Consider the following 23,597-nt stretch of genomic DNA (forward strand, 5'->3'; position numbering starts at 1 on the left):
AGAGGGCCCCCCTCGTGTACATCCGGCGTTGCTTTCCCCCGCTGGCGGTGGCCATCTAGGCATCCTCCACCGGCCCGTCCGCTCAACGAGGTTGGGGCGGGCCACGGCACGACGCCTGCGTCGCGCCTCGACCACGACGCGCCACTGATCACAGCGAGTCGAGGAGCGACACTTCCTCCTTCGACAGCCGCAGCGCGCCTGCCGCTATGTTCTGCGCGAGGTGGCCGGGGTCGCCGGTTCCGGGAATGCTCAGCACATGTGGTCCCTGGTGCAAGGTCCAGGCCAGACGGACCTGCGCGACGGAGACTCCGTGTGCCCGGGCGACGCGGCGCACCTCCTCGCCGTCTCCGGCTGCCGGACCTGCCTCGCGCCCGGCACCGGCGATCGCGAAGAACGGAACGAAGGCGATGCCGAGTTCGCCGCAGCAGCGCAGAAGAGCCCGGTCCTCGCTCGATGCGCCGATACCGTACGGGTTCTGCACGCAGACGACAGGGCCGATGGCGAGGGCCTGGGACAATTGCTCGGATGTGACGTTGGAGATGCCCAGGTGCCGGATCAGTCCCGCATCGCGCAGTTCGGTCAGCGCGCCGAAGTGCTCGCTGATTGAGCCGGTCCGGCTCGGTGGCACGCGCAGATTCACCACGTCCAGGTGATCCCGGCCGAGTTGCCGAAGGTTCTCCTCCACCTGGCCGCGCAACTGCTCGGGTGTGGCCCACCACCATGCGCCCGAGGAGTCACGGCCCGGCCAGACCTTGGTCGTGATGACCAGGTCCTCCGGGTACGGTGCCAGCGCTCGGTCGATCAGCTCGTTCGCGGAACGCGTCGCCGAGAAGTAGAACGCGGCGGTGTCGATGTGGTTCACGCCGGACTCGACGGCCGCACGGAGCACGCCGATCGACTGCTCGCGGTCCCGCGGTACGCCGCCATCGAAGGGGGTGGTGCCGGTCAGACGCATCGCGCCGAACCCGAGGCGATTGACGGTCAGATCGCCGAGTCGCCACGTACCGGCGGCTGCCGCCATGTTCGTTCGCTGGCTCATGAGAAGCATCTCCTGTTGCGGACTAGGGTTGGGGGGAACCGGTGATCCGGTATGCGACGAGGCGAGGTGCCTGGGCAGGCCGGTAGCACGGAAGCGGGTTCGCCGTGGCCGGGGCGGCTTGCCCGGGCATGAAAAAAAGCCTCCTCGGCGGATCGCAGTCCGCGCCGAGAAGGCTCGCGTGTCTGGTGACCTTAGCAGGTCAGGCGAGGTGATTGCCAGCGGTACGTGTGCTTGGTCCCGCAGCTCCAGGCGAGGCGAGAGCGGCAGACGGACCGTCATCATCCCTGCAATGAAGCCAAGTTGCTTGCGTGCTGGGGCGGGGACGGCAGTACGTTTTTTCGTTCGACGTGAGGCCGGAGCCGGGGCAGGATGGCCAGGATGACTGAACGAACGGATACGCCTCCCGCTTGGGATGAGCGCACGCAGCTGACGACCTTTCTCGACTACGCTCGCGACACGGCACGGGCCAAGTGTGAGGGGGTGTCCGCCGCGGACGCCCGTAAGGCTCCGCTGCCGGAATCACCGCTGATGACGATCTGTGGCCTGATCAGCCATCTGCGCTGGGTCGAACATCACTGGGTTCAGGTGATGTTCCTGGGTGAGGAGCCCATGGGTCCGCTCACCGAGGCGACGGACGAGGACCCGGATCCAGAGATGCGGCAGGCGGTCGACACACCGTTGCCCCGTCTTCTCGCCGAGTACGAGGAACAGAGCGCCCATTACCGGCGCCTGCTGGCCGAGCTCGATCTGAACGCACCGGCGAGCCGCCCTATCAGTGACGGCCGGCATGTGGACCTCCGCTGGATCATGCTGCACCTCATCGAGGAGATCTCGCGTCACAACGGCCACCTCGACATCGTGCGTGAGCTCGTCGACGGGCAGACCGGAGTCTAGGGACATGAAGGTTCCCGACCGACGGATCGAACTGTTCACCGGCACCGGCAGCGAGCAGCGGTTCAGCGGCCCCGCGACCGGTGACGAGCGGAGCATGCTCGTGGCTGTGCTGGACGCCCAGCGCGCCACCCTGAAGATGAAGTGTTCCGGGTTGGGGCCGGAGTTGGCCTTGCGGACCGTGTCCCCGTCCTCGCTCTCCCTGCTCGGCCTTGTCCGGCACCTGGCCGACGTGGAGCGCCGCTGGTTCCGGGCCGTGCTCGCTGGACACGACGTCGAGTTGCGTTTCTCCTCTCCCGGTGTCCCGGAAGGCGACTTCGACGGCGCCGGCCCGGACCCCGAGGTCGTTGCGGCGTCCTGGGCGGCATGGTGCGACGAAGTCGCCTTCGCTGAAGCATTCGTCGCCGAGGCCTCGCATCTCGACATCGAGGGCCACGACACCTGGCGGGGCACGGTCTCCCTGCGCTGGGTGCTCATCCACATGATCGAGGAGTACGCCCGCCACAACGGACACGCCGACCTCATCCGCGAACGGATCGACGGCGCCGTCGGGGTCTGACGCGAGGCGGCTGCGCTGACCCCTCTCTACGGCTCGATCACCTGCAACAGCAGCCACCGAACCGCTGATTGATGTACCGCCAACGGGTCCGCCGGCCCGAGTGTTTCGGTGGCGGAGAGGGCAGGATTTGAACCTGCGTGGGCCCCGAAGGGCCCGACCGTGAGCCGAACTCGCTGGTCCCCGATAAGCCACTCCGGGCACCTCTCCTCGTTCCCGGCTCCGGTGGTGTCCGTGCCGTTCACATGGACAACACTGGCAGGACCCCCTGACGGCCGACTGATGTGCGCCTGATGCGGCCCGTTGAGGGGCAGCGGAGTCGTCATCCGCTGCCCCTCGTCCGCCGAGCCGGAGCCGGAGCCGCACCCCGCCGGAATGCCGGGCCCTGCCACTCACACCACCATCGGACGCCCGCTCTCGGGAGCCATTTCGGACTGGGGTCAGCCGGCGTTCAGCGCCGTAAGGAGTCGCGCGCAGCGGGCGGTCATTTCGGCCCCGCTCTGGTCCGGGTGCTCGGACCACCAGCGCATGACTGCGGTGACGGCGTACTGCCAGACGTGGTTGAGGAGTTGGTGGTCGAGCGGGTCGTCATGTCCTGCGCGGGTGAGGAGGCTCGCCGCTCCCGCGGCGCCCATCGCGGCGAGCCGTCCGCGGTAGTCGTTCGCGGCGTCGCGCAGTTCACCCGCCGGCGGCAGCGCCGGGTCGTAGAGGACGGACCAGGCGTGCCGGCAGCGCTCGACCGTGCTGAAGATCGCGGAGAGGGTGTCCAGGGCGTGGCCGGTCGTACCGCTGCGGGACCGCGCGGCGGCCACGGAGTCCACCAGCAGACCGCCGACCCGTTGGACACAGGCGAGGTACAGCCCGTCCTTCGAGCCGAAGTAGGCGTAGACCAGCGGTTTGGAGATTCCCGCGCGTTCTGCGACGGCGGCGACGGACACGCTCGCGTAGCCGTACGTGCCGAACTCCTCGACGGCCGCGTCGATGATCTGTCTCTCCCGATCGGCGCGGGAGACGCCCTTGGTACCGGCCTTGCCCATGGCATCGACTCTAGCCCAAGATGTGACCGCTGAGTAATTTACCCATCGGTGAATTCAGGGAGTGCACGGGCATGACGCGATCGTGGTGGGGATGGGGCAACGTCGAAGACGCCGTACAAGGCGCCGAGCTGCGGGCGTTGCTGGAGCGCGTACAGGCGCTCATGCCAGGTGAGTTGATCGATCACGAGCCGCCGGACATCGCCTCACTCGGTCTGCCCGAACCACGGGTGACCGCCCCGGAGTCGCTCGCCGCACTGTGCTCTGCCGATCCGGCCGACCGGGCCGCGCACGCGCACGGGAAGGCGTTCCGCGACGTGGTGCGCAACCTGCAAGGGGACCTGCGCCATGTGCCTGACCTCGTCGCCAGGCCCCGCGACGAGCGCGACGTGACCGCCCTCCTCGACTGGTGCACCCGCGAGGGCATCGCCGTGGTCCCGTTCGGCGGGGGCAGCTCCGTGGTCGGCGGCATCGAGCCGAGGTGCGCCGACCACCACGGCGTGGTCACCGTCGATCTGGGACGCATGAACCGGGTGCTCGAGATCGACCCGACGAGCCGGGCCGCACGGATCCAGGCCGGTGTGCTCGGCCCACACCTGGAGAACCAGCTGCGGCCCCACGGACTGACCCTGCGTCACTTTCCGCAGTCCTTCGAGTTCTCGACGCTGGGCGGCTGGCTCGCCACGCGCGCCGGCGGCCACTACGCGACGCTGTACACGCACATCGACGACCTGGTCGAGTCGATGCGCGTGATCACGCCGAGCGGGGTCAGCGCGTCACGGCGGCTCCCGGGCTCCGGCGCGGGGCCGTCGCCGGACCGGCTGTTCCTGGGCAGTGAGGGAACGCTGGGCATCATCACCGAGGCGTGGATGCGCCTGCAGGAGCGCCCCCGGTGGCGCGCCAAGGCGTCGGTACTGTTCGACGACTACGCGGCGGCCGTGGCGGCCACGCGAGCGGTCGCGCAGAGCGGGCTGCACCCGGCGAACTGCCGCCTCCTGGATGCGGCCGAGTCGCTGATCAACGCGGGCGTGAGCGTCGGCGGCGGTGTGCTCGTTCTCGGCTTCGAGTCGGCGGACCACCCCGTGCGCCACCAACTGCGACGGGCCCTGGAGCTGTGCCGCGACCACGGTGGGCAGCCGTCCGCCGACGCCTCCGAGGAGTCCACCACCGGCACCGGCGGAGGGTCGGTCGGGGAGTCGTCCGGCGGGGCGGCCACGGAGTCCTGGCGCTCGTCGTTCCTGCGGATGCCCTACCAGCGCGACGCGCTGGCCCGTCACTCGTTGATCGCCGAGACGTTCGAGACGGCATGCACCTGGGACAGGTTCGAAGCACTCCATCGCGCGGTCACCGACGCGGCGCAACAGGCGATGCGTGAGGTCGCCGGGGCGGGGGTGGTCACCTGCCGGTTCGCCTCCTCCCTCCGGAGGAAGCGGCCCGTCACTGGTCGGCCGGTGGGGACGAGGGCCCACCGGCGGAAGGCGGCGCTAGGTGTGCGGGCACTGCTTCCATGCCAGGTGGTACACCGTGCTGATGTCCCCGTCCGTGGAGTCCATCGTCATGAAGCTGACCTTGTCGGGGGCGGACGTCCCCGCGCTCACCCGCAGCTCGGTGTTGATGTTGAAGTTGCGCAGCACCCCGCAGGGCGACCAGACCAGCTGGGCCCAGTCCGTGCTGTCGGTCGCCTGCCAGTCGTCGTTGTAGGAGCCGCTGAACGGATGGGTTCTGGGCACGGTGTTCGGGGATCCCTGGAAGTAGTACGACGCCTTCTGCGTGGCCGTCGCTCCGGGCTGGAGCGACAGGAAGCCCCGGTAGTCGGCGCTGGCGATCGCGTAGGTGAAGCCCTGGGGCACATGGACCACCAGGTTGAGCTGGCAGTTCTTGCGGAACGCCGTGGGGTCGGAGTTGCCGCCGACCTGGGCGAGGTAGCTGCTGTAGGTCACCGTGAAGGCCGTGTTGTCCGGCGACACGGCCACGGCGGCCGTGCCCTGGGGACAACCCGAGCCGTTCACGGTCGCCACGTCGATGACGATCTTGTCCGGGGGCGGGTCGTCGAACACGGGCGACGATGCCTGGGTGGGCAGCGCCGTGGTGAGCAGAGCGGCCACCGCGCCGCTCAGGAGGAGTCCACCAGCCATGGTTTCTCCCGGTTGTCGAGTGGGGGGTGGAGCCTCCGGTCCGTCGGTGCGGATTTGAAGAAGCTGTGCGTCAACTGTGAAACCGGAAGGGAGGCGTGGGAATCGTAGGAACCCCCGCTCGGCCCCGGCAGGGCGAACTCCGGCCATTCACATTCGGGTTTTCACATTCCGGTCGCCCGCGTCACGGGTTCTCCCAGGCCGCCGGTTCCGCCGCGAGGGACCGCACCGGCTCGGGCAGGGCGTCCGCGGCGAGGTCGGCGATGGTGACGCCCTCAAGGATGCGGCGCACGTTGGCACGCAGGGCGACCCACAGCGGCAGCAGGGGGCGGGCCGTGCCGCTGTAGGCGAGTCCGGTGGGGCGCTCGCCGCGCACGGACACGATCGGGCCGTCCACCGCGCGGATGACGTCCGCCACCGTGACGGCCGCGGCGTCCCGGGCGAGGCGGTAGCCGCCGCCCCCGCCGCGCCGGCTGTCGACGATCCCGGCCCGCCTGAGGTCGCCCAGGATCCCCTCCAGGAACTTGTGCGGGATGACCTGCACGGAGGCGATTTCCTCTGCCTTCACCGGACCGTTACCCTGCCGTACGGCCAGTTCCAGTACCGCCCGTACCGCGTAATCCGCCCGTGCCGAGATCCTCATGGGTCCATTGTGGGGCGTGCCTGCCTGGAGAATGGCCGGACCCGCGCCCCGTAAGATCGCCCGGGAGGATCCACCTTGGCGCTCAGCAGACGTACCTTCAGTGCCCTGGCCGGCTCGGCCGCGCTCGGCCTCGGCCTAGGCGGCAGCGGCGGCACCGGGGCGCCCTCGGCGTACGCGGCGCGCGGTGTGCCGACCGGCCCGGCGCCCGCCCCGCCGCGCACCGACGGCGAGCGGCACACCATCGGGTACGACCGCTACTCCCTGCTGGTCGACGGCCGGCGGCTGGTGCTGTGGTCGGGTGAGATGCATCCCTTCCGGCTGCCGAGCCCGTCCCTGTGGCGGGACGTGCTGCAGAAGATGCGGGCCCACGGCTACAACGCCGTCAGCGTCTACGTGGCCTGGAACTACCACTCCCCCGCACCCGGGCGGTACGACTTCACCGGCGTCCGGGACCTCGACCTGTTCCTGCGCACGGCCGCCGAGACGGGCCTGTACGTCGTCCTGCGGCCCGGCCCGTACATCAACGCCGAGGTCGACGGCGGCGGCTTCCCCGGCTGGCTGACCGCGACGAAGGGCCGGGCCCGGTCGGACGACCCGGCCTATCTGGCGCACGTGGACGAGTGGCTGACCCAGGTCAACCGGATCGCCCGCAGGCACCTGTTCACCCGGGGCACCGGCACGGTCCTGCTGTACCAGATCGAGAACGAGTACGACTCCCGGGTGCCCGGGGCCGGCGGCCGCGCCTACATGTCCCACCTGTACCAAAAGGTGCGGGCGGACGGGATCGACGTCCCGCTGTTCCACAACGACAAGGGCCGCAACGGCTCCTGGGTCCCCGGCTCCTTCGACACGGGCGGGGAGCGGGGCGGCTGGCTGTACGGGTTCGACGGGTACCCGTCCCCGTCCCAGACCCCGCCGGACTGGGGGACGTTCGGGCCGGGCGGGCCCAGGGGCGGGGCCAGTGCCTCGCCGTCCACGCCCGGCTTCGTGCCCGAGTTCGGGGGCGGCTGGTTCGACCCGTGGGGCGGGGCCTGGTTCGACGGCAAGGGGTACGCCGAGTCGCGGCGCACCCGGGACGCCGCCTACGAGCGCCGCTTCTACCTGACCAACCTCGCCAACGGGCTCACCCTGCACAACGTGTACATGACGTTCGGCGGGACCTCGTGGGGCTGGCTGCCCGCGCCCGTGGTCTACACGTCGTACGACTACGGCGCGGCGATCGACGAGGCCCGCAACGTCACCGACAAGATCGCCCCGATGCACGAGATCGGGCATCTGGTGCAGCGCGTGCCCGACTTCGCCAAGCTGGACCGCGCGGCGGAGGTCAAGGCCGCCGGGCTGAAGGTCTACCACCTGACCAATCCGGACACCGGCGCCCATGTGTACGTCGCCCGCAACGACACCGCCGCGCCGGTCACCACCGACCTGCCGACCTCCGAGGGCACGCTGCGGATCACCGTGCCGGCCAAGGACGCCAAGCTGCTGACCGCCGGTCTCTCGCTGGGCAGGCGGACCCTGAAGTACGCCACCGCGACGCCGGTGATGCGCCTGACGGCCGGCCGGCAGGACATCGCCGTGTTCGCCGGGCGGCGCGGCGAGATGGCCGAGCTGGTGCTGAAGTGCCCCGCCGAGCCGGACGTCATGCGGCTGGACCCGGAGGCCGCCTGGGGCCTGACCGACGACGAGCTGAACGTGAACGCCCCGCTGGGACAGGGCGGCCTGATCCGGGTGCTGGTGCAGAAGGGCGAGAGCGACACCCCGCTGCTGCTGCTCTTCGCCGACGACGCCACCGCCGTCCGCGTGTTCCCCTACGACACCCCGTCCGGGACCCTGCTGGTGTACGGCCCGGCGCTGCTGCGGCACGTCGAGCTCCGCGGCTCCGAGGTCCACCTGACCGGTGACGTCACCGACACGACGAGCGTGGAGGTGTGGGGGCCGCGCGGGATCGAGACCCTGGTGTGGAACGGGCGGACCCTGCCCACCCGGGTGACCCTGTCCGGCAGCCTGATGACCACCGGGCTGCTGCCCGCCGCGCCGGAGGTGCCGCTGCCCGAACTGGGCGGCTGGCGGATGCGGACGGAGAACCCGGAGGCCGGGCCCGGCTTCGACGACTCGTCGTGGCGGGTCGCCGACCGGAAGTCGTCGTACAGCACCACGCCCGTGCCCGAGGGGCAGCCGGTGCTGTTCGCCGACGACTACGGCTTCCACTACGGGGACGTCTGGTACCGGGGCGCCTTCGCCGACTCCACCGGCCTGGAGGAGGTCTCGCTCGCCTACAGCACCGGCACGCAGGGGCTGTTGATGGCGTGGCTGGACGGCGAACCGCTGGGCACCCACCGGATGCCCGTGCCGGACAAGGACACCACGGTCCGCAAGGGCAGCTGGACGGGGACGGCGGTCCTCCCGGTGCGCGAGCGGCTGCGCTCCCCCGGCCGGCATGTGCTGTCCGTGCTGGTGCGGCGCATGCAGCACGACCAGGACGGCAAGGCGCAGGACACCCACAAGGTGGCGCGCGGCCTGACGGCGGCCGCTTTCAAGGGGGCCTCGCCGGACGTCACCTGGCGCATCCAGGGCGAGGCCGCGCCCGACCCCGTGCGCGGGCCGATGAACAACGGCGGCCTGTACGGCGAGCGGGAGGGCTGGCACCTGCCGGGCTTCCCGGACCGGGACTGGGAGACGGCGAGCTTCCCGCGGTCCGTGCGGCGCCAGGGCGTGACCTGGTACCGGACCACGTTCCGGCTGTCGGTGCCGGCCGACGTCGACGCCTCGATCGGCCTGACCCTGGAGGACGACCCGTACCGGGCCTACCGGGCGCAGATCTTCCTCAACGGCTGGAACATGGGCCAGTACATCAACAACGTCGGCCCGCAGCACACCTTCGTACTGCCGAACGGCATCCTGCGCCCCCGCGGCTCCAACACCCTGGCGCTGGCGGTCCTCTCGGAGTTCACCACGCTGTCCGGGCCGGGGTCGGTGCGCCTGACCCTGCTGGGCCGGGCGACCGGAGGAGTGCCGCTGACGCAGGTGCCCTCCCCCGGCCGCTGACGGTCCCGCTCGTGGCGGGTGTCGCGGGCGCCGGGGCGGGCGGGCCGGGCACCAGCCCACAGGTGGTCGCGCGATGACTCCCAGGTGGTTGCGCCGTGAACAACGCTCGCCGGATCGCATGACGCGGGCGCTGTGGGCGCGTACGCTCGGACCGGCCGCACACCGGCGGTGAGAAGGGGGACCGATGGGCATGGCGGGCGCGCGACAGCGGGCGGCACGCCTGACCGCACGGCTTCGGCGCTCCCGCCCGGGTTCGGCGATGCGGTCCCTGGCCGCCGGTCTCGCCACCGCGGTCCGCTCCCGGTCCCAGGCGCCCGAAGACGTACGGGAGTTGTGCCGTGCGCTGTGCGAGGAGATGAGCGCGCTGCGCGGCGGTCGGCCCCTGGAGCTGCGGTTCGAACGCTTCCCGGACGAGATCGAGGTGACGGGGCTGTGGGTCGAGTTCGCCGACTTCGACCTGGTCATCGTGGAGGAGCGGGCCGAGGCGGTACAGCAACTGGTCATCCTGGGCCATGAGTTGTGGCATCTGCATGCCGGGCACCGGCACCACCACCTGGCCGGGGCCGAGGCGGCCCGCGCGTTCGCCGGCGCGCCCGGCTGGCGCGACGCCCTCACGGTGGCCGCCCGCAACGGCTCCCGGGAGGCCGACGAGGCCGAGGCCGACGATTTTGGACACCGTCTGGCCACGCTGTTCCGGTCCCAGCTGTCCGGGTCCGGCGACGCCCCGCCGGACGCTCTGCAACGCGCCCTCGGCTACCGCGGACGGGGCGGAGCCGCGCGGTGACCGCGCTGGCGTTCGACCCCTCGGCGCTCCTGGGCGAGTTCTACATCTCCTTCTGGATCCCCACCGCGGTGCTCACCGTCGCGCTGCTGATCAAGCTGCCCACGATCATCCGGCTGTGGCGGGACCCGCTGCTGCGCGCGGTCGGCGGGCTGCTGCTGCTCGCCTGCGCGGTGTTCGTGTTCTGCATGCCGTCCATGATCGCCCGGGTGAACCGGGTGACCGGCGTGCCCAACATCGCCGCGCCCTGGTGCTACTCGCTCATCACCGCGATGTCCGGCTCCTGCCTGCTGCTCATCGTCACCTGGCGCAACGGCCGGTGCGACCGCTCGGCCGTCACCCGGCGCGCGAGACGCCGGGTGCTCTCGGCGTACGCCGCGGTGATCGTGGCGCTGTGGGTGCTGTTCCTGCTCGCCGACGTGCCGGTGGAGCGGGTGCGGGACCTGGACACGTACTACGCCCGTACGCCGTTCATGCGCGAGGAGATCCTGCTCTACCTGCTGGCGCACACCGTGGCCTGTCTGATCACCTCCCGGCTGATCTGGAACTGGGCGCACGCCGAGGGCCAGGACGCCTGGCTGCGCTGGGGGCTGCGGCTGCTGGGCGCCGGGTACGCGCTGAACCTGATCTACGACGCGGCCAAGCTGACCGCCGTGTTCGCGCGGTGGTTCGGGAGCAGTCCGGACTGGCTGAGCACGGATCTGGCCCCGCCGGTCGCCTCGCTGTCCGCCATCCTGGTCGCGGCCGGCTTCATCCTGCCGCACGCGGGCCAGTGTCTGCAGGACCAGTGGCGGGTCCGGCTCGCCCACCGCGAACTCGGGCCCCTGTACCGGCTGTTGCGCGCGGTGAGCGGCGAAGGGGTGCCGTTCGCCCTGCGGGCCACGCCCGAACTGCGGCTGACCCGGCGCGAGACGTTCATCCGGGACGCGCTGCTGCCGCTGGCCCGGCGCATCGACGCCGACCTCGGCAGGAGGTCGTACGAGGCCGCGCTCGGCCTCGGGCATCCGCCCGCGCGGGCGCGGGCGCTGGCCTCGGCGGTGGGCCTGCTCGACGCGATCGAGGCGGAAGGGCGCGTGGTGGAGCCGGTGGCCGAGCCCGACCCCGCGAGCCTGCTGCGCGACATCGGGGCGATCTCGCGTGCGCTGCGCCGGCCGGAGCCCCTGGCGGCGGTGCGCTCCCGCGCGGGGGTCGCCGCGGAGAGTGTGGTGGGGGGCGGCTGAGACCGTCGGGTGCGGTGCGGGAACGGCGCCGGACCGTCGTCGGCCGCGGGTGCGCGGTGGCTGGTCGCGCAGTTCCCCGCGCCCCTGGGGAAGGGCGGCCGACGTCGGTCGTACGGGCCCCGTAGCTGCGGGCAGTCGTGCCGCTGGGCGGCACGGGTGGGCGCAGCGGCACCCTGCGGCGCGGCGAGTGAAAGCCCCTCTCGCGGTCAGCCTGCGAACGGTGGTTGGGGGAGGCCCTGGCCCACGCCGGGGATCACCAGCAGCGAGCCGGCGACCGGATGCGGGGCCGACAGACCGGTGCGTGCCGTCGTGACGTACAGGTCGGTCAACGCGGCGCCGCCGAACGCGCAGGCGGTCGTGCGCGGGGTCGGCAGGGTGATCACGCGGTCCAGCTCGCCTGCGGGCGTGTAGCGGCGTACCGCCCCGCCGTCCCACAGCGCCACCCACACGCATCCGTCGGCGTCGACCGTGAGCCCGTCCGGGAAACCCGCGCCCTCCTCGATCTCCACCAGGGGGCGGCGGCCGTGGATCCGGCCGCCGTCGTGGTCGAAGACGTCCACCCGGCGGGTCGGGGTGTCGGCGTAGTACATCAGGCGGCCGTCCGGGCTCCAGCCGGTGCCGTTGCTGACGGTGACGCCGGGCAGGACCGTCTCCGCCGTCCCGTCGGCCGTCAGTCGGGTCAGCGTGCCGCCGCCGGTCGCCTCGTCGTACCGCATGGTCCCGGCCCAGAGGGAGCCGTCGGGGGCTACGGCGGCATCGTTGCCCCGGCGCCCCGCCACCGGCTCGTGGCGCAGCCAGCGGAACGTGTCGTCGGGGTCCAGCAGGGCCACCCCGTCCCGCAGGTTCAGCACCAGACCGCCGCCCGCGCGGGGCTTGGCCGCGCCGACGTGCTGTTCCGTCGTACGGGTCGTACGGCGGCCCGACGCGGGGTCGTACGTGTGCACGCGCATGCCCAGGACGTCGAGCCACACCAGGCGCCCGGTGGCCGGATCCCAGGTCGGGCCCTCGCCGAGGGCCGCCTCGGCCCGTACCGCGACCTCGTACACGCTCACACCGCGCTCCGGTGGCCGAGTCGCTCCGACAGCTCCGCCGCGCCCTTCGCCGACAGCTGCTCCAGCTCCGCCCGGCGCTCCTCGCTCCAGCGGATCATCGGCACGGAGATGGACAGGGCCGCGACGACCTGTCCGGTGCGGTCGCGGACCGGCGCGGCCACGCAGGACACGTCCGGGTTGGACTCGCGGCTCTCCACCGCGACGCCCCGCTGCCGGATCTCCGCCAGGGCCTCGCGCAGGGCGGCCGGATCGGTGATGCTGTTCGGGGTCATCGCGGTCAGCTCGGCGCCGTCCGGGATCCGCGCGGCCAGCTCCTGCTCGGGCAGCGAGGCCAGCAGCATCTTGCCGACGGAGGTGCAGTGGGCCGGGAGGCGGCGGCCAGCGGCCGAGACCATGCGCACCGCGTGGGTGGAGTCGACCTTGGCGATGTAGATGACGTCGGTGCCCTCGAGGATGGCCACATGGACGGTCTCGTCGCAGGTCTCGGCGACCGAGCGGGCCACCTGCTGGCCCTCGGCGGCGAGGTCGAGCTGCTCGGCGTAGCGGCTGCCGAGCTGGTACGGCCGTACGCCGAGCCGATAGCGTCCGGGCTGTCCCGGCACGGGCACGATGTACGAGCGTGCGGCGAGCGTGGTGACCAGCTCGTGCACGGTGGTGCGCGGCAGCTGGAGCCTGCGCACGATGTCCGGGGCGGAGAGCGTCCCGTCCCCGTCGAGGAACAGCTCCAGAATGTCGAGAGCCCGGGTCACGGCAGGCACGAGGCGTCCCACGTCCGGCCCCCTCCCTTGGGTCTAAGCGCCTGTTCTCGCGATATCTGTTCGAGATATCAACAGACGATCGGCATGACGAACACAGGCTAGTCATCGGCGGTTGCGCGGGCAATGGTCCGGGAACGCGCTCGGCACCATTGAGGTCATGAATCTCGACTTCCAGCTGGTGCTCCTGCGCCGCATGGCCGACCACAACCCGGATCTGGCCGAGGACGCCCGGCGGCGCCTCGGCGCGTCGATCGCGGACATGCGGGAGACCAACAAGCGGTGGCAGGCGATGGTCCGCTCCCCCAGGTCCCGGTCAGCCGCCGCCCGGTACCGCTCGGTCCTCGGCGAGCCCGAGTCCGTACTGCCGCGCCGGCTGGGCGACGTCGACTGCGAGGCCCGGCGCTGGGCCCTGCCCCTCTGGCCCGACCTGCGCTTCGAGGTGCTGGTCGGGCCGGACGGGGGCGTGTGGAACGAGTGGCTGGTACGCGCTCCGGGCGCGCCCGCCCCGGAGCTGCGCAGCCTGGAGGACCTCACCCCCTGGTCCTGCACGGTGGACGAGGCCGCCCGCGCCTTCGCCCCCGCCCGCCCGCTGGAGGGCACGGCGCCCACCCGCTGGGGCCTCGCCTTCACGGCGCCCGGCCGGGACGGCGGGCGGCACGAGGTGGTCGCCGAGTTCACCTGGGGCCTGCTCCAGCGGACGGCCGTCGTCACCTGACCTGCGTCAGCCCGGCAGCCGCAGCGGGGTGCGCTCCGCCTCCGGCGCGGCCGGGATCACCAGGGGGTGTCCGCCGCCGCGAGGATCGCCTGCGCGACCCGGGGCACGGAGTCCGGGTGCAGCCAGAGGAAGAGGTTGGGCTCCACCAGTTCCAGTTCCATCAGGCGGGGCGCGCCGTCCGCCCCGTCCACCAGGTCCACGCGGGCGTAGAGCGGCGCGGTTGTGCCGGGCACGGCCGCCAGCGCCTTCTCGGCGACGGCGAGTTCCGCCTCCGTCGGCCGCCAGGGCACCAGGCCGGGGTGGGCGACCTTGTCGGCGTCGTACGGCGTACCGGGCGACAGCACGGCCCCCTTGCGGCTCGCGTGCAGCAGCCGGCCGCCGAAGAACTGCAGCGCCCGCTCCCCGGTGACGTCGATGCCCGCGACGTACGGCTGCACCATCGCGGTGAAGCCCTCCGCGTGCATCCGCGCGAGCTGCCGTACCGCCGTGTCGTGCTCGGCGGGCGTGTACCGGGCGGCGAACCGGGCGCCCGCGCCGGAGGTCGGCTTGATCACGTACTCGTGGTCGGCCGGGAGGGCGGCCGGCTCGCCCGGGGCGATGTAGCGCGTGGGCACGGTGGGCACTCCGGCCGCCGCCAGCTCCCCCAGGTACCGCTTGTCGGTGTTCCAGCGCACGACGTCGGCCGGATTGGCGACGCGGGTCGCCCGCCCCACCCGCTCCACCCAGGCCGCGAACTCATCGGCGCGCCAGCTGTAGTCCCAGGTCGAGCGGATGACCACCAGGTCGTAGCCGCCCCAGTCCGCGTCCGGGTCGTCCCAGTACCGGGCCTCCGCCCCCGCACCGGCGTCCCGGAGCGCCCGCACCAGCACCGGCAGGTCGACATCCTTGCCGGGCTCGGCTCCGGGGTCGTAGGTCGCGAGGGCGATGCGGGGCACGGCGGACTCCCTGTCGTACGACGATGCGATCGGCGTTCGATCGAAGGTTCGATCACCGGTGAGGCTAACAATCCTCCGCGGAACCGGAACAGCCCGATTGACCTTCACCTTCGGGGAGGCCCCAGCATCGGTGGCGGACGACGAGAGACGCGAGGTGGGTATGGAGCTGCTGACCATCGGGGCGTTCGCCAGGGTGAGCCGGCTGTCGCCGAAGGCGCTGCGGCTGTACGACGAGCTGGACCTGCTGCGGCCCGCCCGGGTCGACCCGGACACCGGCTACCGCTACTACGCGACCGCGCAGTTGGCGCAGGCCCGGCTCGTGGCCTGGCTGCGGCGGCTCGGCATGCCGCTCGCCGAGATCCGCGCGGTGTGCGCCCTGGACCCGGCGCGGGCCGCCCGGGAGATACGGGCGTTCTGGGCCCGCGTCGAGGCCGAGACGGCCGTACGGCGGGATCTCGCCGCGTTCCTCGTCGACCAGCTGACCGGCGAGTCGAGAAGGGAACCCACCATGCTGGAACTTCGTTATTCCGCCCGCTCCGACCGCGGGCAGGTGCGCCCGGCCAACCAGGACACGGTGTACGCGGGCCGCAGGCTGCTCGCCGTCGCCGACGGGTTCGGCCCGGCGGGGCTGCCCGCGAGCAGCGCGGCGGTGGAGGCGCTGCGCTTCCTGGACGAGGCCGGGGAACTGCCCGCGGACGGGGTGCTGGGCGTGCTCGAGGACGCGGTGCGCTCCGCGGGCGCGGCCGTACACGAGCTGGCCGGCGGGACCTGCGACGTCGGCACCACGCTGACGGCGCTGCTGTGGACGGGGTCCCGGCTGGCCCTGGCCCATATCGGGGACTCGCGGGCGTATCTGCTGCGCGACGGCGAGCTGTACCGGATCACCCAGGACCACCGGGTGGAGCCGCGGTCGCTGCTGCTGCTCAAGGCCCTGACCGGCGGGGCGGACCCGGTGCCGGACCTGCGGTTGCAGGAGACCCGGGAGGGCGACCGGTATCTGCTGTGCTCCGACGGGCTCACCGAGGTGGTCCCCGACGAGCGGATCAGGGAGCTGCTGGGAGCGGAGCCGGCCCCCGAGCGCGTGGTGGGGGCCTTGATCGGCGAGGCGAACGCGGCGGGCGGGCCCGACAACGTGAGCTGTGTGGTCGCCGACGTGGTGGCTCCGACCCGCACAACCGTTCCCCTCGGGTAGGCCGGGCGGAAGTCGCCCCTCGCGGCCCGGCGCTTCCGGTAGAAACGGGCATGGCGACTTTCGGTACCGACGCGTACACCGGCGTCGACGGCCTCCCGCCCCTCGTCCGGCGCGCCCTCGCCGCCGCCCGCGCCCACCGCTTCCCGCACTCCTGCCGCCCCGAACAGGGCCGTCTGCTGCACGCGCTGGCGGGCGGGGCGCGGGGGCGGATCGGGGAGACCGGCAGCGGGCTGGGGGTCGGGCTGGCGTGGCTGCTGTCGGGGGCGGGGCCCGGGGTGCGGGTGTACGGCGTCGAGCGGGACCCCGCGCGGGCGCGCCTCGCCCGGGACGTGTTCGCGGGCCACGCCGACGTCACCGTGCTCACCGGCGACTGGCGGCGGATCGAGGAGTACGGGCCGTTCGACCTGCTCGTCCTGGACGGGGGCGGGCAGGGCAAGGCGGCCGCGGACCGGCCGGCCGCGGTGGAGCGGCTGCTCGTCCCGGGCGGGACGGTCGTCGTCGACGACTTCACGCCGGCGACCGGCTGGCCGCCGCTGCACGAGGGCGAGGTCGACCGGGCCCGGCTGCACTGGCTGGAGCATCCCGCGCTGCGGGCGGCCGAATTGCGTCTGGCGCCCGACCTGAGCACGGTCGTGGGGACGAGACTCCTGGTGTAGGAAGGTGCTGACGTCCCCGAGACCCAAGGAGTGCGCCGCGTGTCCTCCCTCTTTCCCGCCCTGGTGGACGGTCCGCGCGAGCGGGTCGCCCTGCGGTTCGGCGAACGGTCGTTGACGTACGGCGCGCTGGCGGGTGCGGCGGGCGCGCTCGCCGTGCGGCTGCGGGGCCTCGGCCGGGTCGCCGTGTGGGCGACGCCCGAGCTGGAGACCGCCGTCGCCGTCACGGGCGCGCTGCTCGCCGGGGTGGCCGCGGTGCCGCTGAACCCCAGGTCGGGCGAGAAGGAGCTGGCGCACATCCTCTCCGACAGCGCGCCGTCGCTCGTGCTCGCCGCTCCCGGCGCCGAACTGCCCGCCGCGCTGGCCGACTTGCCGCGGACCGACGTCGACGCGTCCGCCGCGGGGACCGCGCCCGAGGAACGGACCGAGGACGGCGATCCGGCGCTGATCGTCTACACCTCCGGCACCACCGGCCCGCCCAAGGGCGCCGTGATCCCGCGCCGGGCGCTGGCCGCGACCCTGGACGCGCTCGCCGACGCCTGGCGGTGGACGGAGGCGGACGTGCTGGTGCACGGGCTGCCGCTGTTCCATGTGCACGGGCTCGTGCTGGGCGTCCTCGGCCCGCTGCGGCGCGGCGGCTCGGTGCGGCACCTGGGGCGGTTCTCCACCGAGGGCGTGGCCCGGGAGCTGGCCGACGGCGCGACCATGCTGTTCGGCGTGCCGACGATGTACCACCGCGTCGCCGAGGCGCTGCCCTCCGACCCGGGGCTGGCGAAGGCGCTCGGCGGGGCCCGGCTGCTGGTCTCGGGCTCGGCCGCGCTGCCCGTGCACGACCACGAGCGGATCGCGGCGGCCACCGGGCGCCGGGTGATCGAGCGGTACGGCATGACCGAGACGCTCATGAACACGAGTGTGCGCACCGACGGCGAGGCCCGGGCCGGGACGGTCGGGGTGCCGCTGCCGGGCGTGGAGCTGCGGCTGGTGGAGGAGGACGGTGCGGAGATCACCGCGTACGACGGGGAGAGCGTCGGCGAGATCCAGGTGCGCGGCCCGAACCTGTTCACCGAGTACCTGAACCGCCCCGACGCGACGGCCGCCGCGTTCACCGCCGACGGCTGGTTCCGCACCGGGGACATGGCCGTGCGGGAGGCCGACGGGTACGTGCGGATCGTGGGCCGCAAGGCCACCGACCTGATCAAGAGCGGCGGTTACAAGATCGGGGCGGGTGAGATCGAGAACGCGCTGCTGGAACATCCCGGGGTGCGCGAGGCGGCGGTCACCGGGGAGCCGGACGCGGACCTGGGCGAGCGGATCGTGGCGTGGATCGTCCCGGCGGATCCGCAGGCGCCCCCCGCCGCCGCCGAGCTGGCCGATCACGTGGCCCGGCGGCTCGCCCCGCACAAGCGTCCTCGGGTCGTCCGCTACCTGGACGCGCTGCCCCGCAACGACATGGGGAAGATCATGAAGCGGGCGCTGGCCGATGCCTGAGCGGCGCTCGGCGCGGGAGGTACTGGCGCTCGTCGCGGACGCCGGGAGCTTCGCCGAACTGCCTGTTCCCGAGCGGGAGTCCGGGCCGGACGGGCCCCTCCGCTGGCAGGGGTACGACGCCGCGCGGGCCCGTGCCGCCGGGCGCACCGGCGAGGCGGAGTCGGTGGTCTGCGGCACCGCGACCGTGGCGGGCACCCGGGCCGTGCTGATCGCGTTCGAGTTCGGCTTCCTCGGCGGCTCCCTGGGCAAACGCACCGGGGACCGGCTGGAGGCGGCGTACGCGCACGCCCGTGAACACCGGCTGCCCGTCGTGCCGTTGATCGCGACCGGGGGAAGCCGGATGCAGGAGGGCATGATCGCGCTGACCCAGCTCCAGCGGGTGGCGCGGCAGTCGGCGCTCACGAGGGAGGCGGGGCTGCCGCAGATCGCGGTGCTGCGGGATCCGACCACCGGTGGCGGCTGGGCCACGCTCGGCGCGGGCGCCGACGTCGTCCTCGCCCTGCCGGACGCCCAGGTGGGCTTCGCCGGCTCCCGCGTCCGCCCACCCGACGCCGACCCCACCGCCTACACCGCGGAGGCCCAGGTGGCGGCGGGCTCGGCGGACGCGGTGGTCCCGGCGGACGACCTGAAGGAACTCCTGGGTACCTGGCTCCACTTGCTGTCCGGCCCACCGGCACCGACACACCGGGAAACATCGCCGCCCGAGACCGCACCACCGACCACGAGCGCCCAGGCGGGCACACCGACGACCGCGACCGCCCCGTCGGACACACCGCCGACCGCCCCCACCGCCGGCACATCCGAGCCCACCGGCTCACCGACCGTCACGCCCACCCAGCACCCAGACCAAGCCACCGACGGCGGCACGCCCCCGGCCACCGGCACATCGCCGACCACTCCCACCACCGGCGCCCCCACCACACGCGCCCCCGCCCCCACCGGCTCACCGACCGTCACCCCCACCCCCGCGCACGCCCGCCGCCCGGAACCGGCCCCCGTGCCGGGTGCTCTCGGGGGCGGTGGGGTGGTGGGGAGCGGGTGGGAGGCTGTTCGGCGGGCGCGGGATGCCGGGCGTCCGCGTGCGCGGGCCTACTTGGACACCTACTTCGCCCGTCGGGTGCGCATCGAAGGCGACCGGTGCGGGGGCACCGACCCCGCGGGGATGCTCTGCGGTTTCGGGGAGCACGACGGCCGTACCGTCGCCTACGCCGCGCAGACCGGGACGGCGACCCGGCCCGCCGGGTACCGGACCGCCGCGCGGCTGATCCGGCTGGCGGACCGGCTCGGCATCCCGGTGCTGACCCTGGTGGACACCCCGGGTGCCGCGAACGACGCGGAGGCCGAACGGCAGGGCGCCGGGGCGGCGATCGCGGAGGTGTTCGGGGCGATAGCCGCCGCCCGGGTGCCGGTCACCGCGCTCCTCATCGGCGAGGGCGGCTCCGGCGGGGCGCTCGCGCTGGCCGCGCCCGGCAACACCTGGGCCACGCCGGACAGTTACTTCTCGGTGATCGCCCCGGAGCTCGCGGCGGCCATCCTGAAACGGCCGCCGGAGCAGGTCGAGGCGACCGCCGGCCAGCTGCGCATCCGGCCGCAGGACCTGGTGGAGCTGGGGGTGGTCCGCGGCATCGTGGACCCGGCGGGCCCCGATGATCCCACGAACCTCCCCCGGCCGTAGGTCAGTTCACCCCGGCCGCCCGGATGATCCGCTGGGTCGCCGAGCCGCCCCGGTCGTCGTGGGCCGAGGCCCGCAGCGAGAGGGAGGACGCGGTGCGGGGCACGTCCAGCGTGCCCCGCCAGGACGCTCCGGGGCCGCCGGTGAGCCGGACCGGCCGCCAGGTCGTGCCCTCGTCGTACGACACCTCCAGCCGGCCGCCGCCGAGGGTGCCGGTGCCGGCGGCGCCGGCCACGTACCGCGCGCCGAGCGTGACCGGTACGCGCCGGCCGCCGCGCACGGAGCCGGCGAGGTCGGTGTCGATGCCGAAGGCGAGGTTGATCAGCGGCAGACAGGTCCAGTGGTCCTCCGGGGTGGCCGCCGAGCGGAAGGTCCACTCGGTGTGCCCCTGGGTGGCCGGCTTCCAGTGGGCCGGGTCGAGGGCGGTGTCCGTGACCACCGTGTAGGTGTGCTCGTCGGCGGGCGCGTCCCACACGTAGGCGGCGGAGCCGGTGCGCTCGTCGACGAGGGTGCCGTCCAGGTAGGCGGCGGTGGTCTGGCTCATGCCGCTGTCCCTGCTCCACACGTCGCCGAAGCCGGTGTGGTCGGGACCGGAGTCGCCCCAGCCCGGGGTGTTCAACTGGATCTGGTTCCCCGAGCGTTGCTGGCCCCAGCCGAGCCCGGTGCCGAGCCACGGGTGCCACACCGGCCGGAACCAGTGCAGCGCCGGGTGCGTGCCGCCGGTGTAGCGCACCAGGCCGCTGCGCTCCTCCAGGGCGCCGTCGCGGGCGGTGACGGACTCGTGCCACAGCTGGCCGGGGCCGGTGGAGACGTAGTCGGTGCGCTCGGCGGGCAGGTCGACGCGCTCCTGGAAGCCGAGGCCGACGGGGAAGGCACCGGTGATCGAGTAACGGAACTCGTCGCCGCTCACCGGCTGCGCGGCGTGGAACGCGACGCGCACGGCGGCGAGTTCACGGGACGTGGGCGCGTAGGTGAGGTCCCGGTCCGGGACGGCGCCCCGGTGGCCCTCGGACAGGTCGTACACGTACGGCGAGTCGCGGGTGCCGGTCATGTCGACGATCTTCTTCGCGCGCAGCCGGGCCGCGTCGGCCTGGTTCACCGTGGCGATCTGCAGGGGGCGGTCGGCGTTGTCCTCCGTGCCCCACCAGGCCATCAGCCGGCCGGGGGCGTCGTCCGTGACGAACAGCGCCCTGGCCCCCGCGTCCTGCGCGGCCTGGGCGAGCGCGGCCGGGTCGGCGCCGTCGGCGAGGTGCGCCAGCACCGCCTTGCCGGACACCGAGGTCATGGGGCCGTCGCCGACGTCCACCAGCGGCAGCTTCGTGCGGCCCTCAATGAGCGTGCCGCCCGGCTGGACGGTCGCCTCGCCCACGCCGCCGACCTCCAGCTGGGGCCTGGCCAGCCGCCACACGGTGCGGTACTCGAAGGCGCCCCGGGTGACCTTCGGGGTGGGCGCGGCGAAGACGCTGTCGTAGGCGAGGGGGACCTGGACCGCGCCGAACAGGTCGGCGCCGCCCGCGTTCCGGTCGTACTCCATGAGGAGCTGGTGGGTCTCGGTGCGTCTGTCCACCCGTGCCTCGATCTCGCGCAGCCGGCGTCCGTCCAGGGTCACTTCGCGGTCGCGGTCGAGGGTGATCTCGGGCGCGGAGAGGAAGCCGAGCCCGAGGGAGTCGGCGCCGTGGCCGCCGCGCACGTCGAGGAAGGAGGCGAGGGCGTAGGTGCCCGGCTTCAGGCGGAGCCTGAGGGTTCCGGAGTCGCCGACGTGGGCCGGCTGGGCGTCCTCGCCGGCGGCGAGCCGCTGCACGGTGAGGTCGGCGGCGGCGGGCGCCCCGGCGCGGTCCTTGACGTGCACGGTGAGCGTGTACCGCTCGTCCTCCTTGACCAGCCCGAACACGGTGTGCGCGAGCGTGCTGCCGGAGTCGTCCACGGCGAGGATCTGGCCGCTCGTCCCGCCGACCGGGGCCTTGGAGCCGTCGCCGGTGACGGTGGTGGACGCGGAGCCGTGGGCGGGGACGGTGAGTTCCGGGTCGGCGAGGGTGGCGACGCCGTCCGGGGCGCCCTGGACGGACAGCTTCAGCCGCACGTCGTGATCGGACGAGTTGGCGTAGGTGAGGGTCCTGGTGACCGGCTTGTCCGCGTCGTACGGCCAGCTGTAGAAGCCGAGGTCGGCGCTGCCGGTGGCGGTGACGGCGGCCTTCACCGCGTCCGGCACGCTGACGCGTCCGGCGCCCAGGGTGTAGGCGGAGGCGTCGAGCCGCTTGGAGGTGGACATCAGCGCGTCCTTCAGCTGGGCGCCGGTCCAGCCGGGGTGCTCCTCGGCGAGCAGGGCGGCCACCCCGGCGACATGCGGGGTCGCCATGGAGGTGCCGCTCATGGAGGTGTAGTAGCCGCTGCCGGGGACGAGTTGGGAGCGGGCGGCGAGGATGTCGACGCCGGGGGCGGCGAGGTCGGGCTTGAGGGCGTTGTCGCCGTGGCGGGGTCCGGCGCTGGTGAACCAGGCCGCCTGGTCGGCGGAGTCGACCGCGCCGACGGTGAGGGCCGCGTCGGCGGCGCCGGGCGAGCCGATGGAGGACGGGGAGCCGGTGTTCCCGGCGGCCACGACGAAGAGCGCGCCCGTCTCCTTCGAGAGGGTGTCCACCGCCTGCGCCATCGGGTCGGTGCCGTCGCTCGGGTCGGTGGAGCCGAGGCTCATGGAGACGACACGGGCGTGCACGTCCCGTGCCGCCCACTCCATGCCGGCGATGATCTGGGACTCGCTGCCCGAGCCCTGGTCGCCGAGCACCTTGCCCACGGCGAGCGTCGCGTCCGGCGCGACCCCCTTCTCCCTGCCGTCGGAGGCGGCACCGCTGCCGCCGACGGTGGAGGTGACGTGGGTGCCGTGCCCGTCGCGGTCGGCGACGTCCTCGCCGTCGACGAAGCTCTTCGTCTCGCTCACCCGGTCCTTCAGGTCCGGGTGGCTCAGGTCGACGCCCGTGTCGAGGACGGCGACGGTGACGCCCTTGCCGGTCAGCCCCGCGTCCCAGGCGGCCTGCGTGCCGATCTGGGCGTTGCTCTCGGCCATGTCGGCCCGCACCCGGCCGTCGAGCCAGACCTTGCCGATCCCGTCGCCGTGGGTGAACGACCGCCAGAAGGCGCTTCCCCGGCCGGCCTCCAGGGCGGCCCCGCGCAGGCTGGGCAGGCCGCGGGCCCGTTCGGTGCCGGCCGGGGCGACGGCCCGGGCGCCCCTGTCGTAGGTCACGATCAGCGGCAGCGCGTCCGTCCTCGCGTCGGTGAGCCCCTGCCGGATCAGCCCGCTCACGTCGAACAGCCGCCGGTCGAGCGTCCCGGCCCGCAGATACGGCAGCGCCTCGTCGGGCACGACGGTGAGGTCGCCGTTGCTCGACTGTGTGCGCACGGCGCCGGTGGCGCCCGGGGGCCGCTCGACGGTGACCGTCCGCTTCCCGCGCCCGAGGCCGGTGACGGTGACCTTGTCGCCGGTGACGAGGGTGACGGTGGTGGCGGTGGCGCTGGAACCGGGAGGGTGCGGGGCCGGGGCGGTGCGGGCCGCCGCCGGCCCGGCCGGCACCAGGGCGCCCACCAGCGCCGCCACCAGCAGTGCCGCCACCAGCAGTGCCGCCCCGCGTCTGACTGGTCCTGTGGTCATCCACGCCTCTTCTCGTGTGTGTCGAGCGTGTCGCGTGCCGTAACGAGTGTCAGGTGGTATGTACGACAGGGCAGTTGACCGGACGTGGCGGGTTGGCGCAGTGGCGGGTTCTCGCCAATCCCGGCGGGCGCCCACCGTCCGCCGCCAACGA

18 protein-coding genes, 1 tRNA gene and 1 pseudogene are annotated in these 23,597 nt (G+C 73.3%); 11 read left to right on the forward strand and 9 right to left on the reverse strand.

Annotated features, from left to right (window positions below):
• Positions 1-148 precede the first annotated feature (148 nt).
• Positions 149-1,039, reverse strand: coding sequence for an aldo/keto reductase (locus tag ACWEN3_RS08680; protein WP_452967411.1), 891 nt, complete (start codon positions 1,037-1,039; stop codon positions 149-151).
• Between the two features lie 378 nt (positions 1,040-1,417).
• On the opposite strand from ACWEN3_RS08680, the gene ACWEN3_RS08685 reads away from it, so the two are divergent.
• Together ACWEN3_RS08685 and ACWEN3_RS08690 are read left to right on the forward strand one after the other, a co-directional pair.
• Entirely contained in the window at positions 1,418-1,933 is a 516-nt protein-coding gene (locus tag ACWEN3_RS08685; RefSeq protein WP_452967413.1) for a DinB family protein, read from the forward strand.
• Between the two features lie 4 nt (positions 1,934-1,937).
• A complete protein-coding gene (locus ACWEN3_RS08690) occupies positions 1,938-2,489 on the forward strand; it encodes a DinB family protein (RefSeq protein WP_452967415.1) in 552 nt (183 codons plus the stop codon).
• Between the two features lie 109 nt (positions 2,490-2,598).
• Here ACWEN3_RS08690 and ACWEN3_RS08695 read toward each other — a convergent pair.
• Both ACWEN3_RS08695 and ACWEN3_RS08700 read right to left on the reverse strand, forming a co-directional pair.
• Positions 2,599-2,696, reverse strand: a tRNA-Arg gene (locus ACWEN3_RS08695).
• A gap of 230 nt (positions 2,697-2,926) precedes the next feature.
• Positions 2,927-3,523, reverse strand: coding sequence for a TetR/AcrR family transcriptional regulator (locus ACWEN3_RS08700; protein ID WP_452967417.1), 597 nt, complete (start codon positions 3,521-3,523; stop codon positions 2,927-2,929).
• A 71-nt stretch (positions 3,524-3,594) separates the two neighbouring features.
• Between ACWEN3_RS08700 and ACWEN3_RS08705 the strand changes: the two are divergent.
• A pseudogene (locus ACWEN3_RS08705) lies at positions 3,595-4,929 on the forward strand (FAD-binding oxidoreductase); the annotation flags it as partial.
• A 75-nt stretch (positions 4,930-5,004) separates the two neighbouring features.
• Here the strand turns inward: ACWEN3_RS08705 and ACWEN3_RS08710 are convergent.
• Positions 5,005-5,655, reverse strand: a complete 651-nt coding sequence (locus ACWEN3_RS08710) for a DUF4360 domain-containing protein (RefSeq protein WP_452967419.1) — start codon at positions 5,653-5,655, stop codon at positions 5,005-5,007.
• A 181-nt stretch (positions 5,656-5,836) separates the two neighbouring features.
• Entirely contained in the window at positions 5,837-6,295 is a 459-nt protein-coding gene (locus tag ACWEN3_RS08715; RefSeq protein WP_452967422.1) for an RrF2 family transcriptional regulator, read from the reverse strand.
• 75 nt (positions 6,296-6,370) lie between these two features.
• Here ACWEN3_RS08715 and ACWEN3_RS08720 point away from each other — a divergent pair, with 75 nt between their 5' ends.
• The 3 genes from ACWEN3_RS08720 (at position 6,371) to ACWEN3_RS08730 (ending at position 11,341) form a co-directional block, all read left to right on the forward strand.
• Entirely contained in the window at positions 6,371-9,340 is a 2,970-nt protein-coding gene (locus ACWEN3_RS08720; protein ID WP_452967424.1) for a beta-galactosidase, read from the forward strand.
• A 184-nt stretch (positions 9,341-9,524) separates the two neighbouring features.
• On the forward strand, positions 9,525-10,124 hold the full coding sequence (locus ACWEN3_RS08725; RefSeq protein ID WP_452967426.1) for a toxin-antitoxin system, toxin component family protein: 600 nt from the start codon (positions 9,525-9,527) through the stop codon (positions 10,122-10,124).
• Positions 10,121-11,341 (forward strand): MAB_1171c family putative transporter, encoded by a 1,221-nt coding sequence (locus ACWEN3_RS08730; protein ID WP_452967429.1) that lies wholly within the window; start codon positions 10,121-10,123, stop codon positions 11,339-11,341. Before ACWEN3_RS08725 ends, ACWEN3_RS08730 begins: the two co-directional genes overlap by 4 nt.
• 206 nt (positions 11,342-11,547) lie before the next feature.
• Here ACWEN3_RS08730 and ACWEN3_RS08735 read toward each other — a convergent pair whose 3' ends face one another.
• Together ACWEN3_RS08735 and ACWEN3_RS08740 are read right to left on the reverse strand one after the other, a co-directional pair.
• Positions 11,548-12,393, reverse strand: a complete 846-nt coding sequence (locus tag ACWEN3_RS08735) for an SMP-30/gluconolactonase/LRE family protein (protein ID WP_452967432.1) — start codon at positions 12,391-12,393, stop codon at positions 11,548-11,550.
• A complete protein-coding gene (locus ACWEN3_RS08740) occupies positions 12,390-13,163 on the reverse strand; it encodes an IclR family transcriptional regulator (protein WP_452967434.1) in 774 nt (257 codons plus the stop codon). Before ACWEN3_RS08740 ends, ACWEN3_RS08735 begins: the two co-directional genes overlap by 4 nt.
• 145 nt (positions 13,164-13,308) lie before the next feature.
• Between ACWEN3_RS08740 and ACWEN3_RS08745 the strand changes: the two genes are divergently transcribed.
• Positions 13,309-13,866, forward strand: a complete 558-nt coding sequence (locus ACWEN3_RS08745; protein WP_452967437.1) for a hypothetical protein — start codon at positions 13,309-13,311, stop codon at positions 13,864-13,866.
• 56 nt (positions 13,867-13,922) lie between these two features.
• On the opposite strand, the gene ACWEN3_RS08750 is transcribed toward ACWEN3_RS08745, so the two are convergent.
• Entirely contained in the window at positions 13,923-14,801 is an 879-nt protein-coding gene (locus ACWEN3_RS08750) for an ATP-grasp domain-containing protein (protein ID WP_452967440.1), read from the reverse strand.
• Between the two features lie 160 nt (positions 14,802-14,961).
• Here ACWEN3_RS08750 and ACWEN3_RS08755 point away from each other — a divergent pair, with 160 nt between their 5' ends.
• The 4 genes from ACWEN3_RS08755 to ACWEN3_RS08770 are packed head-to-tail and all read left to right on the forward strand — an operon-like array spanning position 14,962 to position 19,809.
• The gene (locus ACWEN3_RS08755; protein ID WP_452967473.1) at positions 14,962-15,993 is read left to right on the forward strand and encodes a MerR family transcriptional regulator; all 1,032 of its coding nucleotides are present in this window, start codon (positions 14,962-14,964) and stop codon (positions 15,991-15,993) included.
• 50 nt (positions 15,994-16,043) lie between these two features.
• Positions 16,044-16,649, forward strand: coding sequence for an O-methyltransferase (locus ACWEN3_RS08760; RefSeq protein WP_452967442.1), 606 nt, complete (start codon positions 16,044-16,046; stop codon positions 16,647-16,649).
• Between the two features lie 39 nt (positions 16,650-16,688).
• Positions 16,689-18,134, forward strand: coding sequence for an acyl-CoA synthetase (locus ACWEN3_RS08765; protein ID WP_452967445.1), 1,446 nt, complete (start codon positions 16,689-16,691; stop codon positions 18,132-18,134).
• Positions 18,127-19,809, forward strand: coding sequence for a carboxyl transferase domain-containing protein (locus tag ACWEN3_RS08770; protein ID WP_452967449.1), 1,683 nt, complete (start codon positions 18,127-18,129; stop codon positions 19,807-19,809). Before ACWEN3_RS08765 ends, ACWEN3_RS08770 begins: the two co-directional genes overlap by 8 nt.
• Position 19,810: 1 nt before the next feature.
• On the opposite strand, the gene ACWEN3_RS08775 is transcribed toward ACWEN3_RS08770, so the two are convergent.
• Positions 19,811-23,446 (reverse strand): S8 family serine peptidase, encoded by a 3,636-nt coding sequence (locus tag ACWEN3_RS08775; RefSeq protein ID WP_452967452.1) that lies wholly within the window; start codon positions 23,444-23,446, stop codon positions 19,811-19,813.
• Positions 23,447-23,597 lie beyond the last annotated feature (151 nt).

The sequence above is a fragment of the Streptomyces sp. NPDC004561 genome, assembly GCF_053602155.1.

What these genes read in the sequence shown, in the direction of transcription:
- ACWEN3_RS08685 (WP_452967413.1), top strand. Translation starts at nt 1,418, where the DNA reads ATGACTGAACGAACGGATACGCCTCCCGCTTGGGATGAGCGCACGCAG.
- ACWEN3_RS08700 (WP_452967417.1), bottom strand. Translation starts at nt 3,523, where the DNA reads ATGGGCAAGGCCGGTACCAAGGGCGTCTCCCGCGCCGATCGGGAGAGA.
- ACWEN3_RS08710 (WP_452967419.1), bottom strand. Translation starts at nt 5,655, where the DNA reads ATGGCTGGTGGACTCCTCCTGAGCGGCGCGGTGGCCGCTCTGCTCACC.
- ACWEN3_RS08770 (WP_452967449.1), top strand. Translation starts at nt 18,127, where the DNA reads ATGCCTGAGCGGCGCTCGGCGCGGGAGGTACTGGCGCTCGTCGCGGAC.
- ACWEN3_RS08745 (WP_452967437.1), top strand. Translation starts at nt 13,309, where the DNA reads ATGAATCTCGACTTCCAGCTGGTGCTCCTGCGCCGCATGGCCGACCAC.
- ACWEN3_RS08690 (WP_452967415.1), top strand. Translation starts at nt 1,938, where the DNA reads ATGAAGGTTCCCGACCGACGGATCGAACTGTTCACCGGCACCGGCAGC.
- ACWEN3_RS08715 (WP_452967422.1), bottom strand. Translation starts at nt 6,295, where the DNA reads ATGAGGATCTCGGCACGGGCGGATTACGCGGTACGGGCGGTACTGGAA.
- ACWEN3_RS08725 (WP_452967426.1), top strand. Translation starts at nt 9,525, where the DNA reads ATGGGCATGGCGGGCGCGCGACAGCGGGCGGCACGCCTGACCGCACGG.
- ACWEN3_RS08775 (WP_452967452.1), bottom strand. Translation starts at nt 23,446, where the DNA reads ATGACCACAGGACCAGTCAGACGCGGGGCGGCACTGCTGGTGGCGGCA.
- ACWEN3_RS08760 (WP_452967442.1), top strand. Translation starts at nt 16,044, where the DNA reads ATGGCGACTTTCGGTACCGACGCGTACACCGGCGTCGACGGCCTCCCG.
- ACWEN3_RS08680 (WP_452967411.1), bottom strand. Translation starts at nt 1,039, where the DNA reads ATGAGCCAGCGAACGAACATGGCGGCAGCCGCCGGTACGTGGCGACTC.
- ACWEN3_RS08755 (WP_452967473.1), top strand. Translation starts at nt 14,962, where the DNA reads ATGGAGCTGCTGACCATCGGGGCGTTCGCCAGGGTGAGCCGGCTGTCG.